At 70.5% G+C, this 18812-nt stretch carries 12 protein-coding genes; 6 read left to right on the forward strand and 6 right to left on the reverse strand.

All coding sequences use genetic code 11. The features are described 5' to 3' along the window. The first annotated feature begins 219 nt into the window (after positions 1–219). Entirely contained in the window at positions 220–2289 is a 2070-nt protein-coding gene (locus ABC271_RS15135; RefSeq protein WP_412925662.1) for a glycosyltransferase family 2 protein, read from the forward strand. Beyond that, positions 2286–3842 carry a chitinase gene (locus tag ABC271_RS15140; RefSeq protein ID WP_412925663.1) on the forward strand — a complete coding sequence of 519 codons (1557 nt, stop codon included), beginning with the start codon at positions 2286–2288 and terminating at the stop codon, positions 3840–3842. Before ABC271_RS15135 ends, ABC271_RS15140 begins: the two co-directional genes overlap by 4 nt. On the opposite strand, the gene ABC271_RS15145 is transcribed toward ABC271_RS15140, so the two are convergent. The 3 genes from ABC271_RS15145 to ABC271_RS15155 are packed head-to-tail and all read right to left on the reverse strand — an operon-like array spanning position 3779 to position 7517. Next, positions 3779–5956, reverse strand: coding sequence for a sensor histidine kinase (locus ABC271_RS15145; RefSeq protein WP_412925664.1), 2178 nt, complete (start codon positions 5954–5956; stop codon positions 3779–3781). The genes ABC271_RS15140 and ABC271_RS15145 overlap by 64 nt on opposite strands. Next, the gene (locus tag ABC271_RS15150) at positions 5949–6587 is read right to left on the reverse strand and encodes a LuxR C-terminal-related transcriptional regulator (RefSeq protein WP_412925665.1); all 639 of its coding nucleotides are present in this window, start codon (positions 6585–6587) and stop codon (positions 5949–5951) included. Before ABC271_RS15150 ends, ABC271_RS15145 begins: the two co-directional genes overlap by 8 nt. Positions 6588–6602: 15 nt before the next feature. Beyond that, entirely contained in the window at positions 6603–7517 is a 915-nt protein-coding gene (locus tag ABC271_RS15155; protein WP_412925666.1) for an EamA family transporter, read from the reverse strand. 72 nt (positions 7518–7589) lie between these two features. Between ABC271_RS15155 and ABC271_RS15160 the strand changes: the two genes are divergently transcribed. Together ABC271_RS15160 and pgm are read left to right on the forward strand one after the other, a co-directional pair. Then, positions 7590–8507 (forward strand): LysR family transcriptional regulator, encoded by a 918-nt coding sequence (locus ABC271_RS15160; RefSeq protein WP_412925667.1) that lies wholly within the window; start codon positions 7590–7592, stop codon positions 8505–8507. Between the two features lie 107 nt (positions 8508–8614). Continuing rightward, positions 8615–10261 (forward strand): phosphoglucomutase (alpha-D-glucose-1,6-bisphosphate-dependent), encoded by a 1647-nt coding sequence (gene pgm, locus ABC271_RS15165; RefSeq protein WP_412925668.1) that lies wholly within the window; start codon positions 8615–8617, stop codon positions 10259–10261. Between the two features lie 199 nt (positions 10262–10460). On the opposite strand, the gene ABC271_RS15170 is transcribed toward pgm, so the two are convergent. The 3 genes from ABC271_RS15170 to ABC271_RS15180 form a co-directional block, all read right to left on the reverse strand. Continuing rightward, on the reverse strand, positions 10461–11501 hold the full coding sequence (locus tag ABC271_RS15170; RefSeq protein ID WP_412925669.1) for an NAD(P)-dependent alcohol dehydrogenase: 1041 nt from the start codon (positions 11499–11501) through the stop codon (positions 10461–10463). Positions 11502–11677: 176 nt separating this feature from the next. After that, on the reverse strand, positions 11678–15523 hold the full coding sequence (locus ABC271_RS15175; protein WP_412925670.1) for a glycoside hydrolase: 3846 nt from the start codon (positions 15521–15523) through the stop codon (positions 11678–11680). 271 nt (positions 15524–15794) lie between these two features. After that, complete coding sequence (locus ABC271_RS15180) at positions 15795–16778, reverse strand: LacI family DNA-binding transcriptional regulator (RefSeq protein WP_412926178.1); 984 nt, start codon at positions 16776–16778, stop codon at positions 15795–15797. 173 nt (positions 16779–16951) lie between these two features. Between ABC271_RS15180 and ABC271_RS15185 the strand changes: the two genes are divergently transcribed. Both ABC271_RS15185 and ABC271_RS15190 read left to right on the forward strand, forming a co-directional pair. Beyond that, entirely contained in the window at positions 16952–17875 is a 924-nt protein-coding gene (locus ABC271_RS15185) for a carbohydrate ABC transporter permease (protein WP_412925671.1), read from the forward strand. A gap of 122 nt (positions 17876–17997) precedes the next feature. Further along, positions 17998–18807, forward strand: coding sequence for a carbohydrate ABC transporter permease (locus tag ABC271_RS15190; protein ID WP_412926179.1), 810 nt, complete (start codon positions 17998–18000; stop codon positions 18805–18807). The last annotated feature ends 5 nt before the right edge of the window (positions 18808–18812 follow it).

Raw genomic sequence — 18812 nt, forward strand, 5'->3', positions numbered from 1 at the left:
TGGATCGCTGCAGTGTTGGCACGATGAGCTGTGCCCGCCGACCCGAGGCGGGCACACCCACCGCCGCGCGCTTCAGCACCGCGCGAGCAAGGAACCCGATCGACGATGGAACGCGCCCGCCCGAAGACCGCACACCGCCCCCGTCCACGACGCCGCCTGGACCCGACACCCGGCGTCCTGCACCCGCGCCCGTCGCCCGCGAGCATCGTGCGCTCACGAGTGGCACTGGTCAGCACCATCGCCCTGTGGCTGCTGTACATGACCACGGTCGTGGTGACCCTCTCGCGCGGCGGCGCGCTCGTCGACGCGTGGCACCTGCTGGGGACCGTGGTGTTCCTCGTGTCGGTGGCGGCCCTCACTTTCTCGTCGAGCATGTACCTGTTGGCCCGTGCCGGCGCGCTGCCGCGGCTGGCGGCGCATCGCCGCGCGCGTCGCGCGGACATCGACGACCGGTTCGACCGTGACGACCTGCGCGTCCTCGCCCTCCTGCCGTCCTACGGGGAGGACCCCGCCTACGTCCGGATGGCGCTGTGGTCCGTCGCCCTGCAGGAGGTCCCCCGCCTCCGAGTGGTGCTGCTGCTCGACGATCCGCCGAGCGACGATCCCGAGATCCTCGACCGCCTCGCCCGTACGCGCGCGATCATCGACGAGATCCGCCTGGAGATGTCCGGACCGCTGGAGCTCGCGCGCGAGGCCCTCGAGCGCACCGAGACGGACTCGGTCGCCGACGCCAGAAGCGCCGTCGCCGCCGCGTACCACATGGCGTCGTGGTGGATACGGGATCGGGCGGAGATCGAGCCCCGCACGGATCATGTCGAGGCCTTCTTCGCCGAGAACGTCTTGGAGGCGCTCGCCGACGAGCTCGCCGCGGTCGCCATGGCCTTGGACGAGGCGAGCGACGACGGAGACCACGCGTTGTCCGCGTCCCGTGTCCGCTCGCTCGCGCGTCGACTCACGCGGATCTTCAGCGCCGAGGTCGACGTGTTCGAACGGAAACGGTTCCGAGAACCGTCCCACGAAGCGACGAAGGCCGAGAACCTCAACGCCTACCTGGCGCTCGTCGGCGGCACGCACCGTCTGCACGACCTCGACGGAGTCGAGCACGTCATCGAGGTCCCGGCCTGCGACGCCGTCATCACGCTCGATGCCGATTCGATGCTCCTCCCCGAATACGCCGCGCGGTTGGTCTACGCCCTGGAACAGCCGGGCAACGAGAGGATCGGCGTCATACAGACGCCCTACTCCGCCTACCGCGGCCGACGCAGCGACCTCGAGCGTCTGGCGGGTGCGACGACCGACATCCAGCACCTCGTCCACCAGGGGCTGACGGCCTTCGACGCCACGTTCTGGGTCGGGGCGAACGCCGTGATCCGCTGGGGTCTGCTCGCGGATCTCCGCACCGTCGAGACGGCGGACGGACACGACGTCGTCCGCTTCATCCGGGGACGCACGGTCATCGAGGACACCGAGTCGAGCATCGACGTCGTCGCGCACGATTGGCGCCTGGTCAACTACCCCGAACGATTGAGCTACAGCTCGACGCCGCCCGATTTCGGCACGCTCGCGGTCCAACGCCGCCGGTGGGCGAACGGCGGGCTGCTCGTCCTCTCGTCGCTCTGGCGCACCGCCGCGTCCCGTCGCCGGGCGGGCCACCCCATGCGGGCGTCCGAGATCCTGTTGCGCGCGAACTACCTCGGCTCGATCGCGTGGGTGACCGCCGCCCTCATCGTCCTGTTGACGGTCGTGCCCCTCAACGGGGAGCTGGTGAGCATCGTGCTCATCGTCATCGCGCTGCCCTACTTCGTCGAGATGGGGCACGACCTGCGCATCCTCGGCTATCGCCGGCGCGACATCCTGGGCGTGTACGGCCTGAACCTTCTGCTGGTGGCCGTCAATCTCGCGGGCACGGCCGGGTCGATCGCGCAGGCCTTCACGGGGCACCGCGTCGCCTTCGCCCGAACTCCCAAGCAGGGGGAACGCACGCCGGCGGGCGCTCTGCTCATCGCGGTGCCGCTGATCATCGCCGGAGGATCGGTGGTCGTGGCCGTGCGGTCGGCGCAGGAAGGGTCCTGGATCGCCGCGGCCTTCGCCGTGTTCACGGCGATCTGCGTCACCGACGCGCTGATCCGCCTGATCGGTGTCCGAGAAGCGATCGCCGACCTGTGGAACGGCTGGCTCGAGTGGATCTGGGTCCCGGTCGACCGACGCGGCCCGGCCCCCGCCGCCGCAACCGTCCCCGCCTGGCGCCGCGTCCTCGACGACGGCCTCGTCGAACCGGTAAACGCATGAATCGTCGCGAACGGCGTCGCTTCCGCGGACGGCGCGTGTCGTGGGTTCGGGTTCTGGCGAGCGTGCTGGGGAGCCTGGCTGTGATCGGGGCGGCGGTCGCCGCCGTCACACCCCCGCTCTCGTGGCCGGTGGCGGGGACACCCGTCGACCATCGATGGTTCGCCGGGTATTACGACGTCACTCTCGACCAGGGCGCGGAACTCGCCGACAACGCCCTGGTGTCCTCGCCCGGCGGGGCGGTTCTCGCTTTCGTCGTTGCCGCCGGCGACAGCGACTGCACCCCGACCTGGGGCAAGGCCTACACCCTCGACGACGCGGCGACCCGTTTCGACCTCGATCGACGGGTCGAGCGGATGCATCGGGAGGGACGCACCGTCACCGTGTCGTTCGGCGGTGTCATCAACACCGAGCTCGCCGCCGCCTGCACGAGTTCCTCGGCCCTGTCGAAGGCGTACGACACGGTGATCCAGCGGTACGCGGTCCACACCGTCGACTTCGACATCGAGGGCGACATGCTCACCGACCGTTCGTCCTGGGATCGGCGCGCCCACGCCGTCGCCCGCCTGCAGGACCGTCGTCCCGCCGACGACCCGCTCGAGGTGTGGCTCACCCTTCCGGTGAGTCCGGACGGGTTGACCACCGACGGCGTCGACCTCGTCGCGGGCATGCTGGATGCCGGGGTCCGACTCGCGGGGGTGAACGCGATGACGATGAACTACGGCATCGAGAAGCCGGGGAATCTCGCCCAGGTCTCCGAGCGGGCTCTGGATGCCACGGCCTCGCAGCTGGCCGGGATCTGGGATCGCGCGGGGGTCGACCTTCCTCCCGGCGGCGCGTCGGCGCTCCTCGGCGCCACGCCGATGATCGGGCGCAACGATGTCCCCTCGGAGGTCTTCACGCTCGACGATGCGCGCGAGCTCGCGTCCTACGCGAACGAGCGGGGGCTCGCCCGGCTCTCGATGTGGTCGCTCAATCGCGATCACACGTGCGGGCCGAACTACCCGTTCACCGGGACGGTCTCCACCCGATGCAGCGGTGTCGAGCAGGGGGCCGAGTCGTTCGCGGGCGTCCTGTCGAACGGCTATCTGGGCGAGGCCCCAACCCTCACTCCCGCGGCCGACCAGACCGTCGTCGAGGACGATCCGGCGACCAGCCCGTACCCGATCTGGAGCTCGACGTCGTTCTACTCCCGCGGGATCAAGGTCGTCTGGCACGGCTCGGTCTACGTCGCGAAGTGGTGGAACGAAGGCGGAACGCCGCCCGACGACCCGGCTCTCGACACCTCGACCTCGGCCTGGAGCTATATCGGTCCGGTGCTGGCGACGGACTACCCCTTCCGGCTGCCGGTGCTGCCGGCGGGCACGTACCCGGAATGGGATGCCGCGGTGCTCTACAACCAGGGGGATCGCGTCATGCTCGACGGCACCGGCTACGAGGCACGGTGGTGGTCGCGCGGGCAGAATCCGGCTCGCGCGATCCTCGATCGGGACTATTCGCCGTGGACCCCGATCGGCGTCGACCCCGCCGACCCCGCGGCGACACCCACCGGGTAAACGGTCAGCCGTCCGTCGGCGACGATGTGCGCGAGCGCGGTTCGGCCGGGAGGGAGGACGCGGACGACGACACGGTGCTCGGCCGACGACAGACGTTCGCGCACGAGTTCGGCGAGCCGCGGCACCCAGGACTCGGCGGGGTCGGGTGCGCCGCCGTCGTCGAGGAGCACGACGTCGACTCCGCGCAGTCGCGCCTGCATCGCGGCATCCGCGATGCCGTGACCGTGCAGCCGACCGGCGCGATACCCGTCGCGCAAGCGCCCCTCGACCGCCCGCGCCTGACGGCGGTGGTCGTCCGTGATCGCCCCCGCGTGGACGACCTGCTCCAGGAGCGGGCGGGCGTACTCGTCGACCTCGGTGAGGTGCGCGACGAGCTCGGCGTGCGCCGCGGCATCCCACGCCGCGCGCGAGGCCGACTGCACGCGCCGCTCGGCCTGGACCGCGCCGGACCGGCGCAGCCGACGGAGAACCGCGACGAACACGACGCTCAGACCCACCATCGTCGCCACGCGTGTTCCGATCCCCAGCATCTGCGAGAGGTCTGCGCTCCGGCCGACCGCATCCGCAGCCAGCAGCGCGAGCAGGATGCCGCCTCCGACGAGGGCCACCCCGCCGCGGTCGCGCAGAGCGAGCGCCACCGCGACGAACGCCGCGGCCGTCACGAACCACGCAGAGCCGTAACTGATCGGCGCCGGGATGCTGGACATCGCGAGCGCGACGCAGCCGCTCAGGAACAGGACGACGGCGAAGGCGCGGATGCGGGAGACTCCGCCCCTCGCCCGCCCGACGATGGCGGTGAGGATGAGAAGGATCGCGAGCATCGCGAGCGAGACCATCCCGGTCCCCCCGATCCCGGCCTGCACCGCGGCGGTGAGACCGACGGCCGTCTGCGTGACCACGAAGATGGACCCCACGACGCGCTCGCGCGTCCGCACGGTCCATCCGTTCGGCACGGACGGGGAGGCCGGTTCGTCGACCGCCCATTGCAGCCGAACACGCGTACCGGCGCCGGGAGCGCTGTCGACCTCCGCCCGCATCCCCGGGATCTCGGCCGGCACGCCCAGGACCGTCATGGCGAGTCCCAGGCGGTTGGTCCGCACGTTCTCGGGCGCGAATCCCGGCCCGTCGTCGGCGATCTCGATGCGGCCGCCGGTGGCGTCCACCTCGATGCGCACGCGCACGTCGGCTCCCGCGGCGTGACGCCGCGCGTTGTCGAGTGCCTGCGCGGTGGCGGCGACGAGAGCGTCCGTCACTTCCGGGGAGCAGGTCACCGCGCCGGGGACGCGATCCGCGTCGAGCGTCGCGTCGGCCTCGGCGGCGAGCGCGGTGACACGCGCGACGAGGTCGGAGGACGGGGGATGCGCGCGCACCGACGCCGTGGCTCGTGCGGCCTGGGCTCGCACGGCATCCTCCGTTCCGGGTGTGGCATCGGCGACGCCGTGCAGTGCCGCGAGCACTTCGTCGTGGACAAAGGCGGCGGCACGGGATCGGGCCGTGAGGCGCGCACGTTCGCCCGCCTCCGCCGCTGCGGCGGCCGCCGCACGCGCCGCCGCGCGATCCACGTGAACGGCCGTCCGCAGGGCGACGTCGGCGACCGCGCACGTGGTCACCGCGGAGAGGAGCGCCTGGGTGTCGTTGGCGAGACCCGTCAACGAGTAGCCGCCGAGAACGGTGCGCGAGAGCACGATCACGAACGTCCAGAGCGAGAGGAACGCCACTGTCCACCGCCAGCCGCCCACGACGAGGACCGCCAGCGACGGCGCGGACACGGCGGTGAGCAGCCATGGCACGGTGCCGGGGCGCCCGGCATCCATCACGGCAACGCCGGCGAACGGGTAGACGAGCACGGCCGCGGCGAAAGCGATGGCCGCGACCCTGGCGACTCGTCGACCGGCGGCAGCGCCGAGAATCGCACCGGTACCCCCCGCGAAGGTGAGCGCGCCGAAGGCGCCGACCATCCACGCCGACCACCACCCGGGGGCGGTGGCCTCGTTCACGGTCGAGACGACGAGGACGGCGACCGCGGCGGAAGCGAGGATCGACACGGCGACGCCGAGCAGCAGCGCCCGTCGGGTCGCTTCCAGGGCCGCGTCCGCGGCGACGGACTCAGTCACGCCGCGGAACCGGAAGGAACCCGTCCTCGATGCCGCGACGGTACAGGTCCACCTTGCTCGGGGCGGGACGACCGAGGCGTTGGTAGACGCCCTTGATCCTCCGCAGGTGATCGTTCACGGTGTTCTCACTCACCCACAGCGCGGTCGCGACCTCGCGAGCCCCCATTCCCGACGCGTACAGCGACAGCACCTCGCGCTCACGCTCGGTCAAGGGTGCGGCGGTGAGACCCGGGTCGGAGTCGAGAGCGGACGCCCACTCCGTCGTGGGAACGTGCTGCCCTTCGGCCGCGTCGCGGATCGCGGCGAGCAGATCGTCGCTCGGGAGCGACTTGCGGGCGATCCCGAGGGCCGAGGTCCGCGACGCCTCCCGCACCAGGTAGGGGTTCTCCGCCGACGTGAGGACGAGCACGTGCGCTCCCCACCGCCGCAACGCCTCGACGTTCTCCTGGGGAGTGCTGCCGTCGCGCAGGCTCAGGTCGAGCAGGACCAGATCGGCGTCGCGCGCGACGTGTGTCATCTCGGGCACCGTCTGCTCGTGCCGCGCGAAAGCGAGGTGCTCGGAAGAATCGATCAGGTTGCGAAGCGCAAGGCCCACCAGATCGTGATCGTCGACGAGTGCGATACGTCTCACCGGCTTCCTCTCCGATCAGAGAGTATCGACCGCCGACCCCCGGCGCGACGCCGCCCGACGCGAACGGACATCGACTGTCGTGGCGAAGACGCCCACCACCAGGAGCACGCCCCCGATCACCTCCGCCGGCGCCGGGATCTGCCCGAGCAGCACGGCGGCCGAGAGCATCGCGACGACGGGGGCGAGCAGCACCCAGGGAACGACCGCGGCCGAGGGGTTGCGCGCGAGCAGGCCGTTGAAGATCGCGTACCCGGCCAGGGTGCACAGGCCCGCGGTGTAGAGCGTCGAGAGCGCCGCCGACCATCCGAAGGCGGCGAGACCGGCGGCGATCGCGGAAGGGCCCTCCACGGCGAAAGCGAGGGCGAGGGCCGGAGCGGGCACCACCAGTGCCGACCATACGGTGAGCGAGAGGGCACCCAACCGCCCGCGCCCGGCGACCACGCCCGCGCGCCGTGAGATGACGTTGCCGACGGCCCATGACAGCGCCGCGCCGAGCGCCAGCACCACGGCGAGCGCGGGGGCGTCTCCGCCGCGGCCCAGGGCCACGGCCGCGAGACCGACGACGCCGATCGTGACGCCCACGCCCTGTCCGAGGGTCGGCCGCTCCCGCAGCACACCCGCCGCGATCGCGACGGTGAACACCGCCTGCGCCTGCAGGAGTAGGGCGGCGAGGCCCGGCTGGAGCCCGAGCGCGAGCGAGGTGTACAGAAGACCGAACTGCCCGAGGCTCATGAAGAGTCCGACGCCGACGATGGTGGCCCAGGATGCCGCCGGACGCGGCACGATCACGGCGAACACCGCCACCACGGCGAATCGGATCGCGACGAATAGGAGCGGCGGGATGCCGGGCATGCCCCAATCGATGACCAGGAAGTTGAAGCCCCACGCGGAGGCGACCGCGGCGGCCAGGATCATGTCTCTTCGACTCACGACCCCAGCTCAGCGCCTCCGTGGTTGAAGCACCAGCGAATGTTTCTTCACGAGACGCGGTAGATTCGCTTCATGATCGATCTGGACGCCGTCCGGTCCCTCCGCACCGTGGCCCGCGAGGGAAGCGTCTCCGCGGCGGCCGCGACCCTGGGGTTCACGCCCTCCGCCGTTTCGCAGCAGATCAAGCGGCTCGAGCGCGAGACCGGCGTGGCCCTGCTCGAGCGGGTCGGACGCGGCGTCGCTCTCACCGACGCGGGCACTCACCTCGTGGTCGGATCCACCCCGATCCTCGCCGAGCTCGAGAGGCTGCGCGCCGACCTGCAGGCGAAAGCACCGGACGGGGGCACCGTGAGCGGCGAGGTACGCATCGCCGCATTCTCGACCGTGGTCCGCGGGATGCTCGCGCCCCTCTTCGTCGACCTCGCTCGAACGCACCCCCACCTGCGCCTGCTCGTCCGCGAGAGCGAGCCCTGGGAGACGGTCGCCCTCATCGCCTCGGGTCAGCGCGACCTCGGCATCGCCCACCAGTGGGGCGGCGTGGCGCTGGCGATCCCCGAGAACATCGTCGTCACGCCGCTGTTCACCGATGTCGCCGACGTCATCCTGCACCGGGATCATCCCCTGGCCGAGCGCGACGTCCTCCACCCGCACGAGCTGGCCGACGAGTCGTGGGTCGCGACGTTCGAGACGACGATCTGCCGCCAGTGGCTGCGGCGCCTCTTCGACGGGGTGGGCAACGCTCCCCGCGTGGTCTACGAGTCGATGGAGTTCGAGAACCATCTCGAACTCGCCCGCACCGGAGCCGTCGTCGCGCTCGTCCCGCGTCTCGGGCGCGCACCGCTCGGGCCCGACCTCGTGGCCGTGCCCACGATCGACCCGGCCTCCACCCGCGACGTCGTGGCCGTGCACCGGCGTTCGCAGAGCGATTCCCCCGCCCTCCGCGCCACCCTGTCGGCCCTCCGCGAGAGGGGCGCCGCGCTGCGATCCTGAGCCGCGCCCACCGGCGCGCGTGGATCAAAGGACATTCCCGGGATGTTCTGCGCCCCGAATGGGCCGGTGCGCATGCGAGAGGGCCGTACACCGGGCAGACTGTGGGAATGAGCAGTCGCGCAGGACAGCCCGCCGAGGCATCCGATCTCATCGACATCGACGAACTGATCAACGCCTATTACGACCGCAAACCGGATGCCACCGTGCCCGAGCAGCGCGTCGCCTTCGGCACCAGCGGCCACCGGGGATCGTCGTTGAGCACGAGCTTCAACGAGGACCACATCCTCGCCACCACGCAGGCGATCGTCGACTACCGCGCGGAGCAGGGCATCACCGGCCCGCTGTTCCTCGGGCGCGACACCCACGGCCTGTCGCTACCCGCGGAGCGGAGCGCGATCGAGGTGCTCGTCGCGAACGGCGTCGACGTGCGCGTGGACTCGCGGGACTCGTGGGTGCCGACCCCCGCGCTCAGCCACGCGATCCTCACCTACAACCGCGGCCGGGCGACCGACGACCCGGGCCGTGCCGACGGCATCGTCGTGACCCCGTCGCACAACCCGCCCCGCGACGGCGGCTTCAAGTACAACCCGCCGCACGGCGGCCCCGCCGACGCCGACGCGACCGGCTGGATCGCCGACCGCGCCAACGCCCTGATCGCTGCGGGCCTCGCGGGCGTGCAGCGCACCCCGCACGCCGACATCGACCTCGACACCCTGGGCCAGTACGACTTCCGTGACGCGTACGTGCGGGATCTGGCATCCATCATCGACGTCGAGGCGATCAAGAACGCCGGTGTCCGCATCGGCGCCGACCCGCTCGGCGGTGCGTCGGTGGAGTACTGGGCACTCATCGCCGAGGTGTACGACCTCGACCTCACCGTCGTGAATCCCGAGGTCGACCCGACGTGGAAGTTCATGACGCTGGACTGGGACGAGAAGATCCGCATGGATCCGTCGTCGCCGTCGGCCATGGCCTCCCTTGTCGCCGCCCGCGCCGACTACGACATCCTCACGGGCAACGACGCCGACGCCGACCGGCACGGCATCGTCACCCCCGACGCGGGGCTGATGAACCCCAACCACTACCTCGCCGTCGCGATCGACTACCTCTTCTCGCACCGCGAGGGATGGCCGACGGATGCCGCGGTGGGCAAGACGCTCGTCTCGTCGATGATCATCGACAGGGTGGCATCCGCCCTCGGCAAGACGCTGCTCGAGGTTCCGGTCGGTTTCAAGTGGTTCGTGCCCGGCCTGCTCGACGGATCGGTCGCGTTCGGCGGCGAGGAGTCGGCCGGCGCGTCGTTCCTGCGCAAGGACGGCACCGTCTGGACCACCGACAAGGACGGCATCCTGCTGTGCCTTCTCGCCGCCGAGATCCTCGCGGTCACCGGCAAGACGCCCTCGCAGCGGTACGCCGAGCTCGAGGCCGAATTCGGCGCGTCGGCCTACCAGCGCGTCGACGCTCCGGCGACGCCCGCGCAGAAGTCGGCGCTGTCGAAGCTGTCGCCGGATGCCGTGACCGCCACCGAGCTCGCGGGCGAGCCCATCATCGCGAAGCTGTCGCACGCGCCGGGCAACGGCGCCGCGATCGGCGGCCTCAAGGTGCAGACGGAGTCGGCGTGGTTCGCCGCCCGCCCCTCGGGCACCGAGGACGTCTACAAGCTGTACGCCGAGTCGCTCCGCGGCGAGGAGCACCTGCGCGAAGTCCAGGAAGAGGCGCGCGCGGTGGTTTCGGCCGCGCTCGGTCAGGCCTGACGCATCCGCGTGAGCGGCGTCGTCCTCCGGGACGGCGCCGCTTTCGTGTGCGGGGCGTGAGGCTGCGATAAACGCTCGCTGCACCGGGAAACGCCTGCGGCGAGCGTTCCTCAGTGCAGCGAGCGTTTATCGCGCGGAGGGGGCGCGGGGATGCCGAGGCCCCGGCGCTCCGAAGAACGTCGGGGCCGTGGCATCCGGGTCAGGCGAGGGTCGCGGCGTCGATCACGAAGCGGTAGCGCACGTCGCTCTTCAGGACGCGCTCGTAGGCCTCGTTGATCTGCTCGGCCGAGATGACCTCGACCTCGGGCGCGATGCCCTTCTCGGCGCAGAAGTCGAGCATCTCCTGGGTCTCGCGGATGCCGCCGATGGACGATCCCGCGAACGAACGGCGGTTCGAGAACAGCGTGAAGACCTGGATCGGCAGCGGCTCGGGCGGGGCACCGACGTTGACCATGGTGCCGTCCAGCGTCAACGTGCCGAGGTACTGCTTGAGGTCGAGCGGCGCGCTGACGGTGTTGACGATGAGGTCGAACGTGTTCTTCAGCTCGTCGAAGGTCTCGGGGTCGCTCGTGGCGTAGTAGTGGTCGGCGCCCATCGCGAGGCCGTCGTCCTTCTTGCTGAGCGTCTGCGACAGCACCGTGACCTCGGCACCCATGGCGTGCGCGATCTTGACCGCCATGTGACCGAGACCGCCGAGCCCGACGATCGCGACCTTCTTGCCGGGGCCGGCGTTCCAGTGGTTCAGCGGCGAGTAGGTGGTGATGCCGGCGCACAGCAGAGGCGCCGCCGCCTCGTACGGAATCGACTCGGGCACGCGCAGCACGAAGTCCTGGTCGACCACGATCTTCTGCGAGTATCCGCCCTGGGTCACGGTGCCGTCGCGATCGACGGCGCCGTACGTCCCCACGTTGCCGTTGAGGCAGTACTGCTCCTCGCCGGCGAGGCAGTTCTCGCACTCGCGGCACGAGTTGACCATGCATCCGACGCCGACGCGGTCGCCGACGGAGTACTTCGTGACGTCGGCACCGACCTCGGCGACCGTGCCGACGATCTCGTGGCCGACGGTCAGCGGGTAGGGCACCTCGCCCCACTCGCCGCGGATGGTGTGGATGTCGGAGTGGCAGATGCCGGCGTAGGCGATGTCGATCAGGACGTCGGCCGGGCCGACCTCACGCCGCTCGATCGTGGTGGGCTCGAGAGGCGAGGTCGCGGATGACGCGGCGTAGGCGTTGACGTGCATGAAGCTCCTCGGGGAGGGGAATGAACGGTTCCATCCTTCCGCGCCGCGGTGCCGGGGAGGGCGGGGTTGCACGGATGTGCGGAACGGCTACGCGGATGCCGGGGGCGAGCGCGTGGATGCGACGAGGCCGTGCCGGTCGTCGGACGACCACCGGCACGGCCTCGGTTGTCACGCGATCAGACGTCGCTCCGACGGCGCCGGACGAGGAGCGCACCGACCCCGAGGACCAGCAGACCGAAGGCGCCCCACGCCATGGCGATGGCACCGTCGGCGTCCCGCCCCGTCCGGGCCAGATCGCGGCCGGACGCGCTCGACGACTCGCCGGCACCGGAACCGGATGCCGAAGACCCGCCACCGGTCACCGGGTTCCCCGCGCCACCGTCCGGCGTCGGGCCTCCCGAGCCGTCGCCACCGTCGCCGCCGCCGCCCGGCCCCGGCTCAACCGGCGGCGCCGCGGGCACGATCGACGCGGAGCGGGCTGAACCGGCGGTGAAGCCGTCGGCCGCGGCCGTGGCCTCGACCGTGATCGAGCGACCCGCATCGACAGCGGTCAGCGCGTAGGCGTCACCCGTGGCATCCGGGATCGGCGCCCCGTCCCGCATCCAGACCCAGGTCACGGTCGCGTCCGCGGGATCGGTCACGGCGCTCGCGCGCACGGTCGCTCCCACGCGGGGCTCGCCCGCGATCGTCGGCGCCGCAACGCCCACGGCGCGTGCGACCGTCACGGTGTAGGTGCGCACCGTCCCGTCAGGGGCGGTGACCGTCACGGAGCCGACGCCGTCCGCGTCGCCGGGCTGCGTCACCACGACGCTCGCACCGGTGTCGACGGCCAGGGCGTGGAGCGCCGGCCAAGCCGCACCCGTCGAGGCGACGGTGTACGCGAGCTGGTCGGGGGCGAATCCGTCGACGACCTGGTCCCCTACCGTGAGGCGGGCGAGATCCGCGATCCCCGCCGGAGCGGGAGCGGCGGCGAAGATCTCGACCTCCGACACGATCATGTGCGTCTGCGACCGCGCGTTCATCACGACCCGCACCTCGTCGGCCGAGCCGGTCACGGGCACGTCGACCCGCGGGGCCCCGCTGGACGGCGTCGGCACGGTCAGCGTCTCGCCCAGCGTCCACTCCCCGCCGCGCATGCGGTGGTCCACCCGCATGGTCGCGGGCCAGCTGAACGAGCTGCCGTCGCGATAGAACTGCACCGCGACGTGAGTGAGCGTCTCGCGCTGCGCGAGGGAGTAGCTCAGGGTGTCCTGCTCGTTCTTGGTGCCGCCCTTCCAATTGGACCAGCCCTTGTCGGTGGCGCTGCCGTTGATCGTGTTGCTCACGGGGTAGCCCGACTCTGTGAACGTCGCCGAGGGCGAGCTCTGCGGGGCGACGTTGCGCTCGGATGCCGCGGTGACGATCACCGTCAGCGTCGCGTCGAGACGCTCGCCGCTCGGACCGGTGGCCACACCCGGCACCGTGACCGTTCCCGTCTCGGCGAACGCGGCGTCGGTCAGGCCGTCCCACGTCCACTCGACGGGGACCCAGTAGCCGGCGCCCGAGGGACGGACCTCGGCCTGCACGTCGCCGCCGGCCAGTCCCTTCACCGTCTCGAGGGCGCTGCCCGCGGGAACGGTCGCCGACGCGGGCCGGGTCGCGCTGAACGCACCGACCTCCACGGATGCCGTCGCCTCGAATGTCGCACCGAAGATGTCGGTGCCCGTCCCGCGCACCTGCACGGTGCCGGGTCGCGACCAGTCCTGGCCGTCGAGCTGCCACTCCACCGCGGCCGAACGCAGCTCACGACCGGCGTATCGGACCGTCGCCTGGCCGGGGAGCTCGGGTTCGACTCCCACCGCCGTCGCGACCGACACCGGTTCGGTCCCGACGATGCGGGTGCTCCCGATGCGCCACAGCTGGTTGTATCCGCCGTTCGAGGTGTAGAGGCCCACCGATGCGCCGGGCGTGGTGCTCTGGCCGTTGACGTCCAGCACTCGTTCGCTCGCGACGTTCAGCACCGAGTAGTACGTGCCGTCCGTCGTGGATGCCATCCACTGGAGGGCCGGGTCGGCGGCTGCCGCCGTCGGGTCGGAGTCCAAGAGGGCCGTTCCGCCGTCGCGGGAGGCGAGGAATCTCCCGTCGCCGTTCTGCAGCGTGAAGCGGTGCAGGTTCGTGCCCGCGCCCGAGACGGTCCGCACGGTCCACGTCTGCGGGCGGATGGCGTCGGTGGTGGCCGCGGTCCGCTGGAGCACGGGGCTCGCGCCCGAACCGTCGAGAGCGAGACCGCTCTGCAGACCCGTGAGCTGCACGGTGTCACCGTCGCGGAAGGCGGCCGCGTCCTCGGAGACCCCCGAGACGCCGTCGATGACGAATGTGGTGACAGACTTGGCCGGCACCGTGAGGGTGGCAGTCCGCGAGACCGGGTTCACGGCGACCTTCGTCCCCTCTTTCAGGGCGTTGACCGACGGCTGGTCCGCGGTGGACTGCGTCGTCACGATCGGCGTGACCGTCGCGCCCGGGGCGATGGCGCCGAAGTCGCGCAGGTCGATCTCGACGGTCCGCTCGGTCGCCTCGGAGTTGACGTGCACGATCGTGGCGCCGTCACCGTCGGCATCGACCGCCGCGGTGGACTGGGCGTTGTCGGTCGACATCAGTCGGTCGCCGGGGTGGATGTAGTGCGTGAAGTTGCGCACCGTGTTGAACTTCTCGTTCGTGAGCACCTGGCACGAGGGGTCGGCATCGCCGTCGGCGATGCGTCGGAGGGACTTCCCCTCGGCGTTGCAGTCGAAGTCGATGAAGACGCTGCCCCAGTTGAGCTTCTCGACCTTCTCCATGTTGTAGAGGTCTTCGACCGGCTGCCAGAACACCCACGCGGTCGGCTCGAGCTCACGCAGGTCGCCCACGATGTGCTGGGCCATGCCGAGGCCGTTCTCGATGTCGTTCGTGACGAAACCGCGGCTCTGATCGGTCCAGTTGCCCTCGACCTCGCTCATCCACAGCGGCTTGTCGGCGGCCTTGGCGATGTCACGGACGACCTGGCGCCCGCTCGTTCCGTAGGTGTGGACGTTGAGCTGATCGACGAGGCCCTTCGACGGGGCCGACCACGCGTTCCAGTTGGTCGCGAAGATGCCCGGGTTGGTCTCGTCCATCGCCGAGATCACGGCATCCGTCGTCGTCGTCGGCTGCGCCAGGCGTGCGGCGAGGGCCTTGACCATCGCGTCCTGCGCCTGAGGGCCGATGTGGGCGCCCTCCTGCCGGCCACCGGTCGGCCACTGAGCACCGTTGGGGATCTGCGTCTGCCAGTAGTTCGTGTTCGGCTCGTTGAACGGGTCGATCGTGCCGAACCGGATGCCGTGCTCCTTCTCGAGCTCGTCGACGACGGTCACGAGGTACCCGGCGAACTTGTCCATGTCGGCGGGGGCGAGCTGCTCGCTCGTCGCGTTGTTGATCCCGCCCGAGACGTAGCCGCTCTGCGTGAGGAAGTAGGGCGGGGAGTTGCTGAACGCCTCCCAGTGGGTGACCTTGTCCTTCAGCGCGTCGAGCCACCACCGCTGGGCGGAGTCGGCGTCGAAGTCGTAGTGCGTCGGGTCGTCGGGGTTCCACGCGGCCTTGTACCGTGCACGGTCGGCGAAGTCCGACGTGATCTCGCCCTGCGCGTCGGTGGCCGGGAGGTCGGGGTTCCAGAACCCGGGGACCGCGCCGCCGGGCCGCAGGTAGGACGGCACGTCGGACGCGTTGCCGCCGCCGACGTTGTACCGAGCGATGTTGAGGTTCAGACCGTCGTCACCGAAAACGGCATCGAACAGCTTCTGCCGCACGTCGTCGGGGTAGTTCCCGGTGGCATTGGCGAACCACACCAGGCTGGTCCCCCAGCCTTCGAAGGGCTCCGCCGCCGAGGCGGGGTTGGGGGTGATGTGCACGGCATCCGGTCCCGCCGCGAGCGCGGGCGCGGCGGTGGCGGCCGCCGAAGCGGTGATGCCACCGGCGGCCAGGGCGACAGCGCAGGCCATCGACAACAGTCGAGCTGACTTCATCGTCATTCCGATCCGGCCGCTTCGCTGCGGCCTCGTGAGGGGAAATGTTGACGTCAACATGTTGACGTCAACATCGAACCTAGCGGAGTCGGGCTCTGTGACACAACGCCGGCGCCTCCCTCCCCCACCCGCGCTCGACCACCGATCCCCAGGCGAGCACGACCGCGGGTGCCCGGTCAGCGGAGGAGAAACCGCGGAGGGAGGACGGATGCCGGGGCCCCGGTCCTCCGCTCGCCCGATCCCCTCCGCTCGCCCGACGTCTCGGACCGCGGGCAGCTCAGCCGCGCGGGCCGGAGCTCTCGCGCACCACCAGCGAGGTCGGCACGAGGGTGCGCGCGTGCTCTCCCCCGGTGCCCTCGATGTCGGCGATCAGCGCGCTCATCGCCTCTTCGCCGACGCGCTCGAAGCGCTGGCTCACGGTGGTGAGCGGAGGCCAGAAGTTCGCCGACTCGGGCATGTCGTCGAATCCGACGACGCTCACATCGCCCGGAACCGCGCGCCCCGCTTCGTGGAGGGCGCGAATGACCCCGAGCGCCATCTGGTCATTGGCCGCGAACACCGCCGTCACGGCCGGGTCCTGCGCGAGCACGTGCCCGATGCGATGCCCGGATTCCGCGGTCCAGTCGCCGATCTGCACCGGCGGGACTCGGCATCCGCGTTCCTCCAGAGCCGCACGCCAGGCGTCGCGGCGTCGCTCGGCGGCGAAGGACTCCGGCGGACCCGACACGTGCCACACCGTCTCGTGGCCGAGCTCCAGCAGGTGCTCGGTCGCCAGGCGCGCACCCTGCGCCTGATCGTTGTCGACGACGGCGTAGGGGTAGTCGGCGCTGGAATCGACGACCACGACGGGAAGGCCGGACGGGATCGACAGCTCGTTCTCGCCCAGACGGTGCTTCTCGATGAGGATCACGATGCCGTCCACGGCGTGCTCGCGCAGGCGCAGGAACGCTCCGGACACATCGGTCTGGGTGGCCGTCTGCACGGTGATGAGCGTGAGGGAGTACCCGGATGCCGCCGCGACCGACGCGAGCGCGTCGAGGGTGCGGGTGTTGCCGTACGAACTCAGCGAGAACATGATCACGCCGATGCTGCGGAAGCGGCCCGAGCGCAGCGCCCGCGCCGCACTGTTGGGCCGATACCCGAGGGACGCCATGGCGTCGAGCACGCGCTGACGCGTCTCGGGATCGACGTTCGATCGGTCGTTCGCCACGCGCGAGACGGTCTGCCCCGAAACCCCCGCCGCCGCGGCGACGTCCGCCATCGAGACTTCCCGGCGCCGTCCGCGCCCACCCGTCGCGGTCGACACCGTCGTCGTCTCGCTCACGTCTGCCCCCTCGGATGTTGACGTTGACATGCTAGCGGTCGCTGGGTATGTTTACGTCAACATCGCGGCGACTCGACCGAGATGCGCACCAAAGAAGAGGCAACCGGACGATGACGACCACCGCGGCACCCCCGCCCGCCCTGCGCACCCCGCGCCGTCGGCGGCGCGCTCGAATCGACGACCGCGGCTGGCTGTTCGTCGCACCGTTCGCCATCGTCTTCGCGCTGGTCTTCCTCGCGCCGCTGGCGTACTCGGTGTACCTCAGCCTCTTCCGCGACCAGCTGATCGGCGGCAACGCCTTCGTCGGCTTCGCCAACTACATCGCCGCCTTCAGCGACCCGAAGTTCTGGGACGGCTTCGGCCGCGTCTCGCTCTTCCTCGTCGTGCAGGTGCCGATCATGCTGCTGCTCGCCCTGGCCGCAGCCCTCGCGATCGACAGCGCGCGCCTGCACGCCGCGGGCTTCTACCGCATGGTGATCTTCCTGCCCTACGCGGTCCCCGCCGTCGTCGCGGTGCTGATGTGGGGCTACATCTACGGCGACCAGTTCGGCCTGACCCGCAACCTCAACGACCTGCTGGGCGGCTCCGTGATCCAGCCGTTCGTCCCCGAGTGGATGCTGGTTTCGATCGGCAACATCGTCACGTGGCAGTTCGTGGGCTACAACATGCTCATCTTCTACTCCTCGCTGAAGACGATCCCCGGCGAGCTCTACGAAGCGGCATCCATCGACGGGGCGGGAGCCTGGCGCACGATCTTCTCGATCAAGATCCCCGCCGTGCGCGGCGCGGTCGTCATCGCGACGATCTTCTCGATCATCGGCAGCTTCCAGCTCTTCAACGAGCCCAACATCCTCAAGCCCCTGGCGCCGAACACCATCACGACGTTCTTCACGCCGAACATGTACGCGTACAACCTGTCGTTCGCGGGTCAGCAGTACAACTACGCGGCCACGGTCGCCATCATCATGGGCGTCATCACCGCCATCATCGCCTACGTCGTGCAGCTGCGCGGCTCTCGTCAGGAGGCGCGATGACCACCGCGACCGCACCCCGTACCGACACCGTGGCCGTGACCACCTCGCGTGCCCGCTCCCGTCGCGGCTTCGCCCGCACCTCACCCACGCAGGGCAAGAAGTCGCTGGTCCTCAGCATCGTCATGGGCCTGTACCTGCTGTACACGCTCGTGCCGCTGTTCTGGCTCCTCATCAACGCGACGAAGACGCAGCCCGACCTGTTCACGACGTTCGGCCTGGGCCCGGGCAACAGCTTCGCCCTGTTCGACAACATCGCCCAGACCCTGACCTACCGCGACGGCATCTTCTTGCGGTGGCTCGGCAACACGCTGCTGTACGTCGTCGTCGGCGCCGGGGGCGCGACGCTGCTCGCGACCCTCGCCGGTTACGGCCTGGCCAAGTACAACTTCCGCGGACGCAAGGCCGTCTTCGCCGTCGTGCTCGGCGCGATCGCCGTCCCCGGTACGGCACTGGCCGTTCCCACGTTCCTGCTGTTCAGCCAGCTGGGTATCACGAACACCCCGTGGGCGATCATCATCCCGTCCCTCATCAGCCCCTTCGGCCTCTACCTCATCTGGGTGTACGCGACGGATGCCATCCCGACCGAGCTGCTCGAGGCGGCACGGATGGACGGGGCCGGCGAGTTCCGCACGTTCTTCACGATCTCGATCCGGTTGCTGACCCCGGGCATCGTCACGGTGCTGCTGTTCGCCGTGGTCGCGACCTGGAACAACTACTTCCTGCCCCTCATCATGCTCAGCGACCCCGCCTGGTACCCGCTGACGGTGGGTCTGAACCAGTGGAACGCCCAGGCGACCGGCGTCGCCGCGCAGCCGATCTACAACCTCGTGATCACCGGCGCCCTGCTGTCGATCATCCCGATCGTCGCCGCGTTTCTTGTGCTGCAGCGCTTCTGGCAGTCCGGCCTCAGCGCCGGAAGCGTCAAGCAGTGACGAAA

The organism is Microbacterium canaveralium (assembly GCF_047238045.1).
GTDB lineage: Bacteria > Actinomycetota > Actinomycetes > Actinomycetales > Microbacteriaceae > Microbacterium.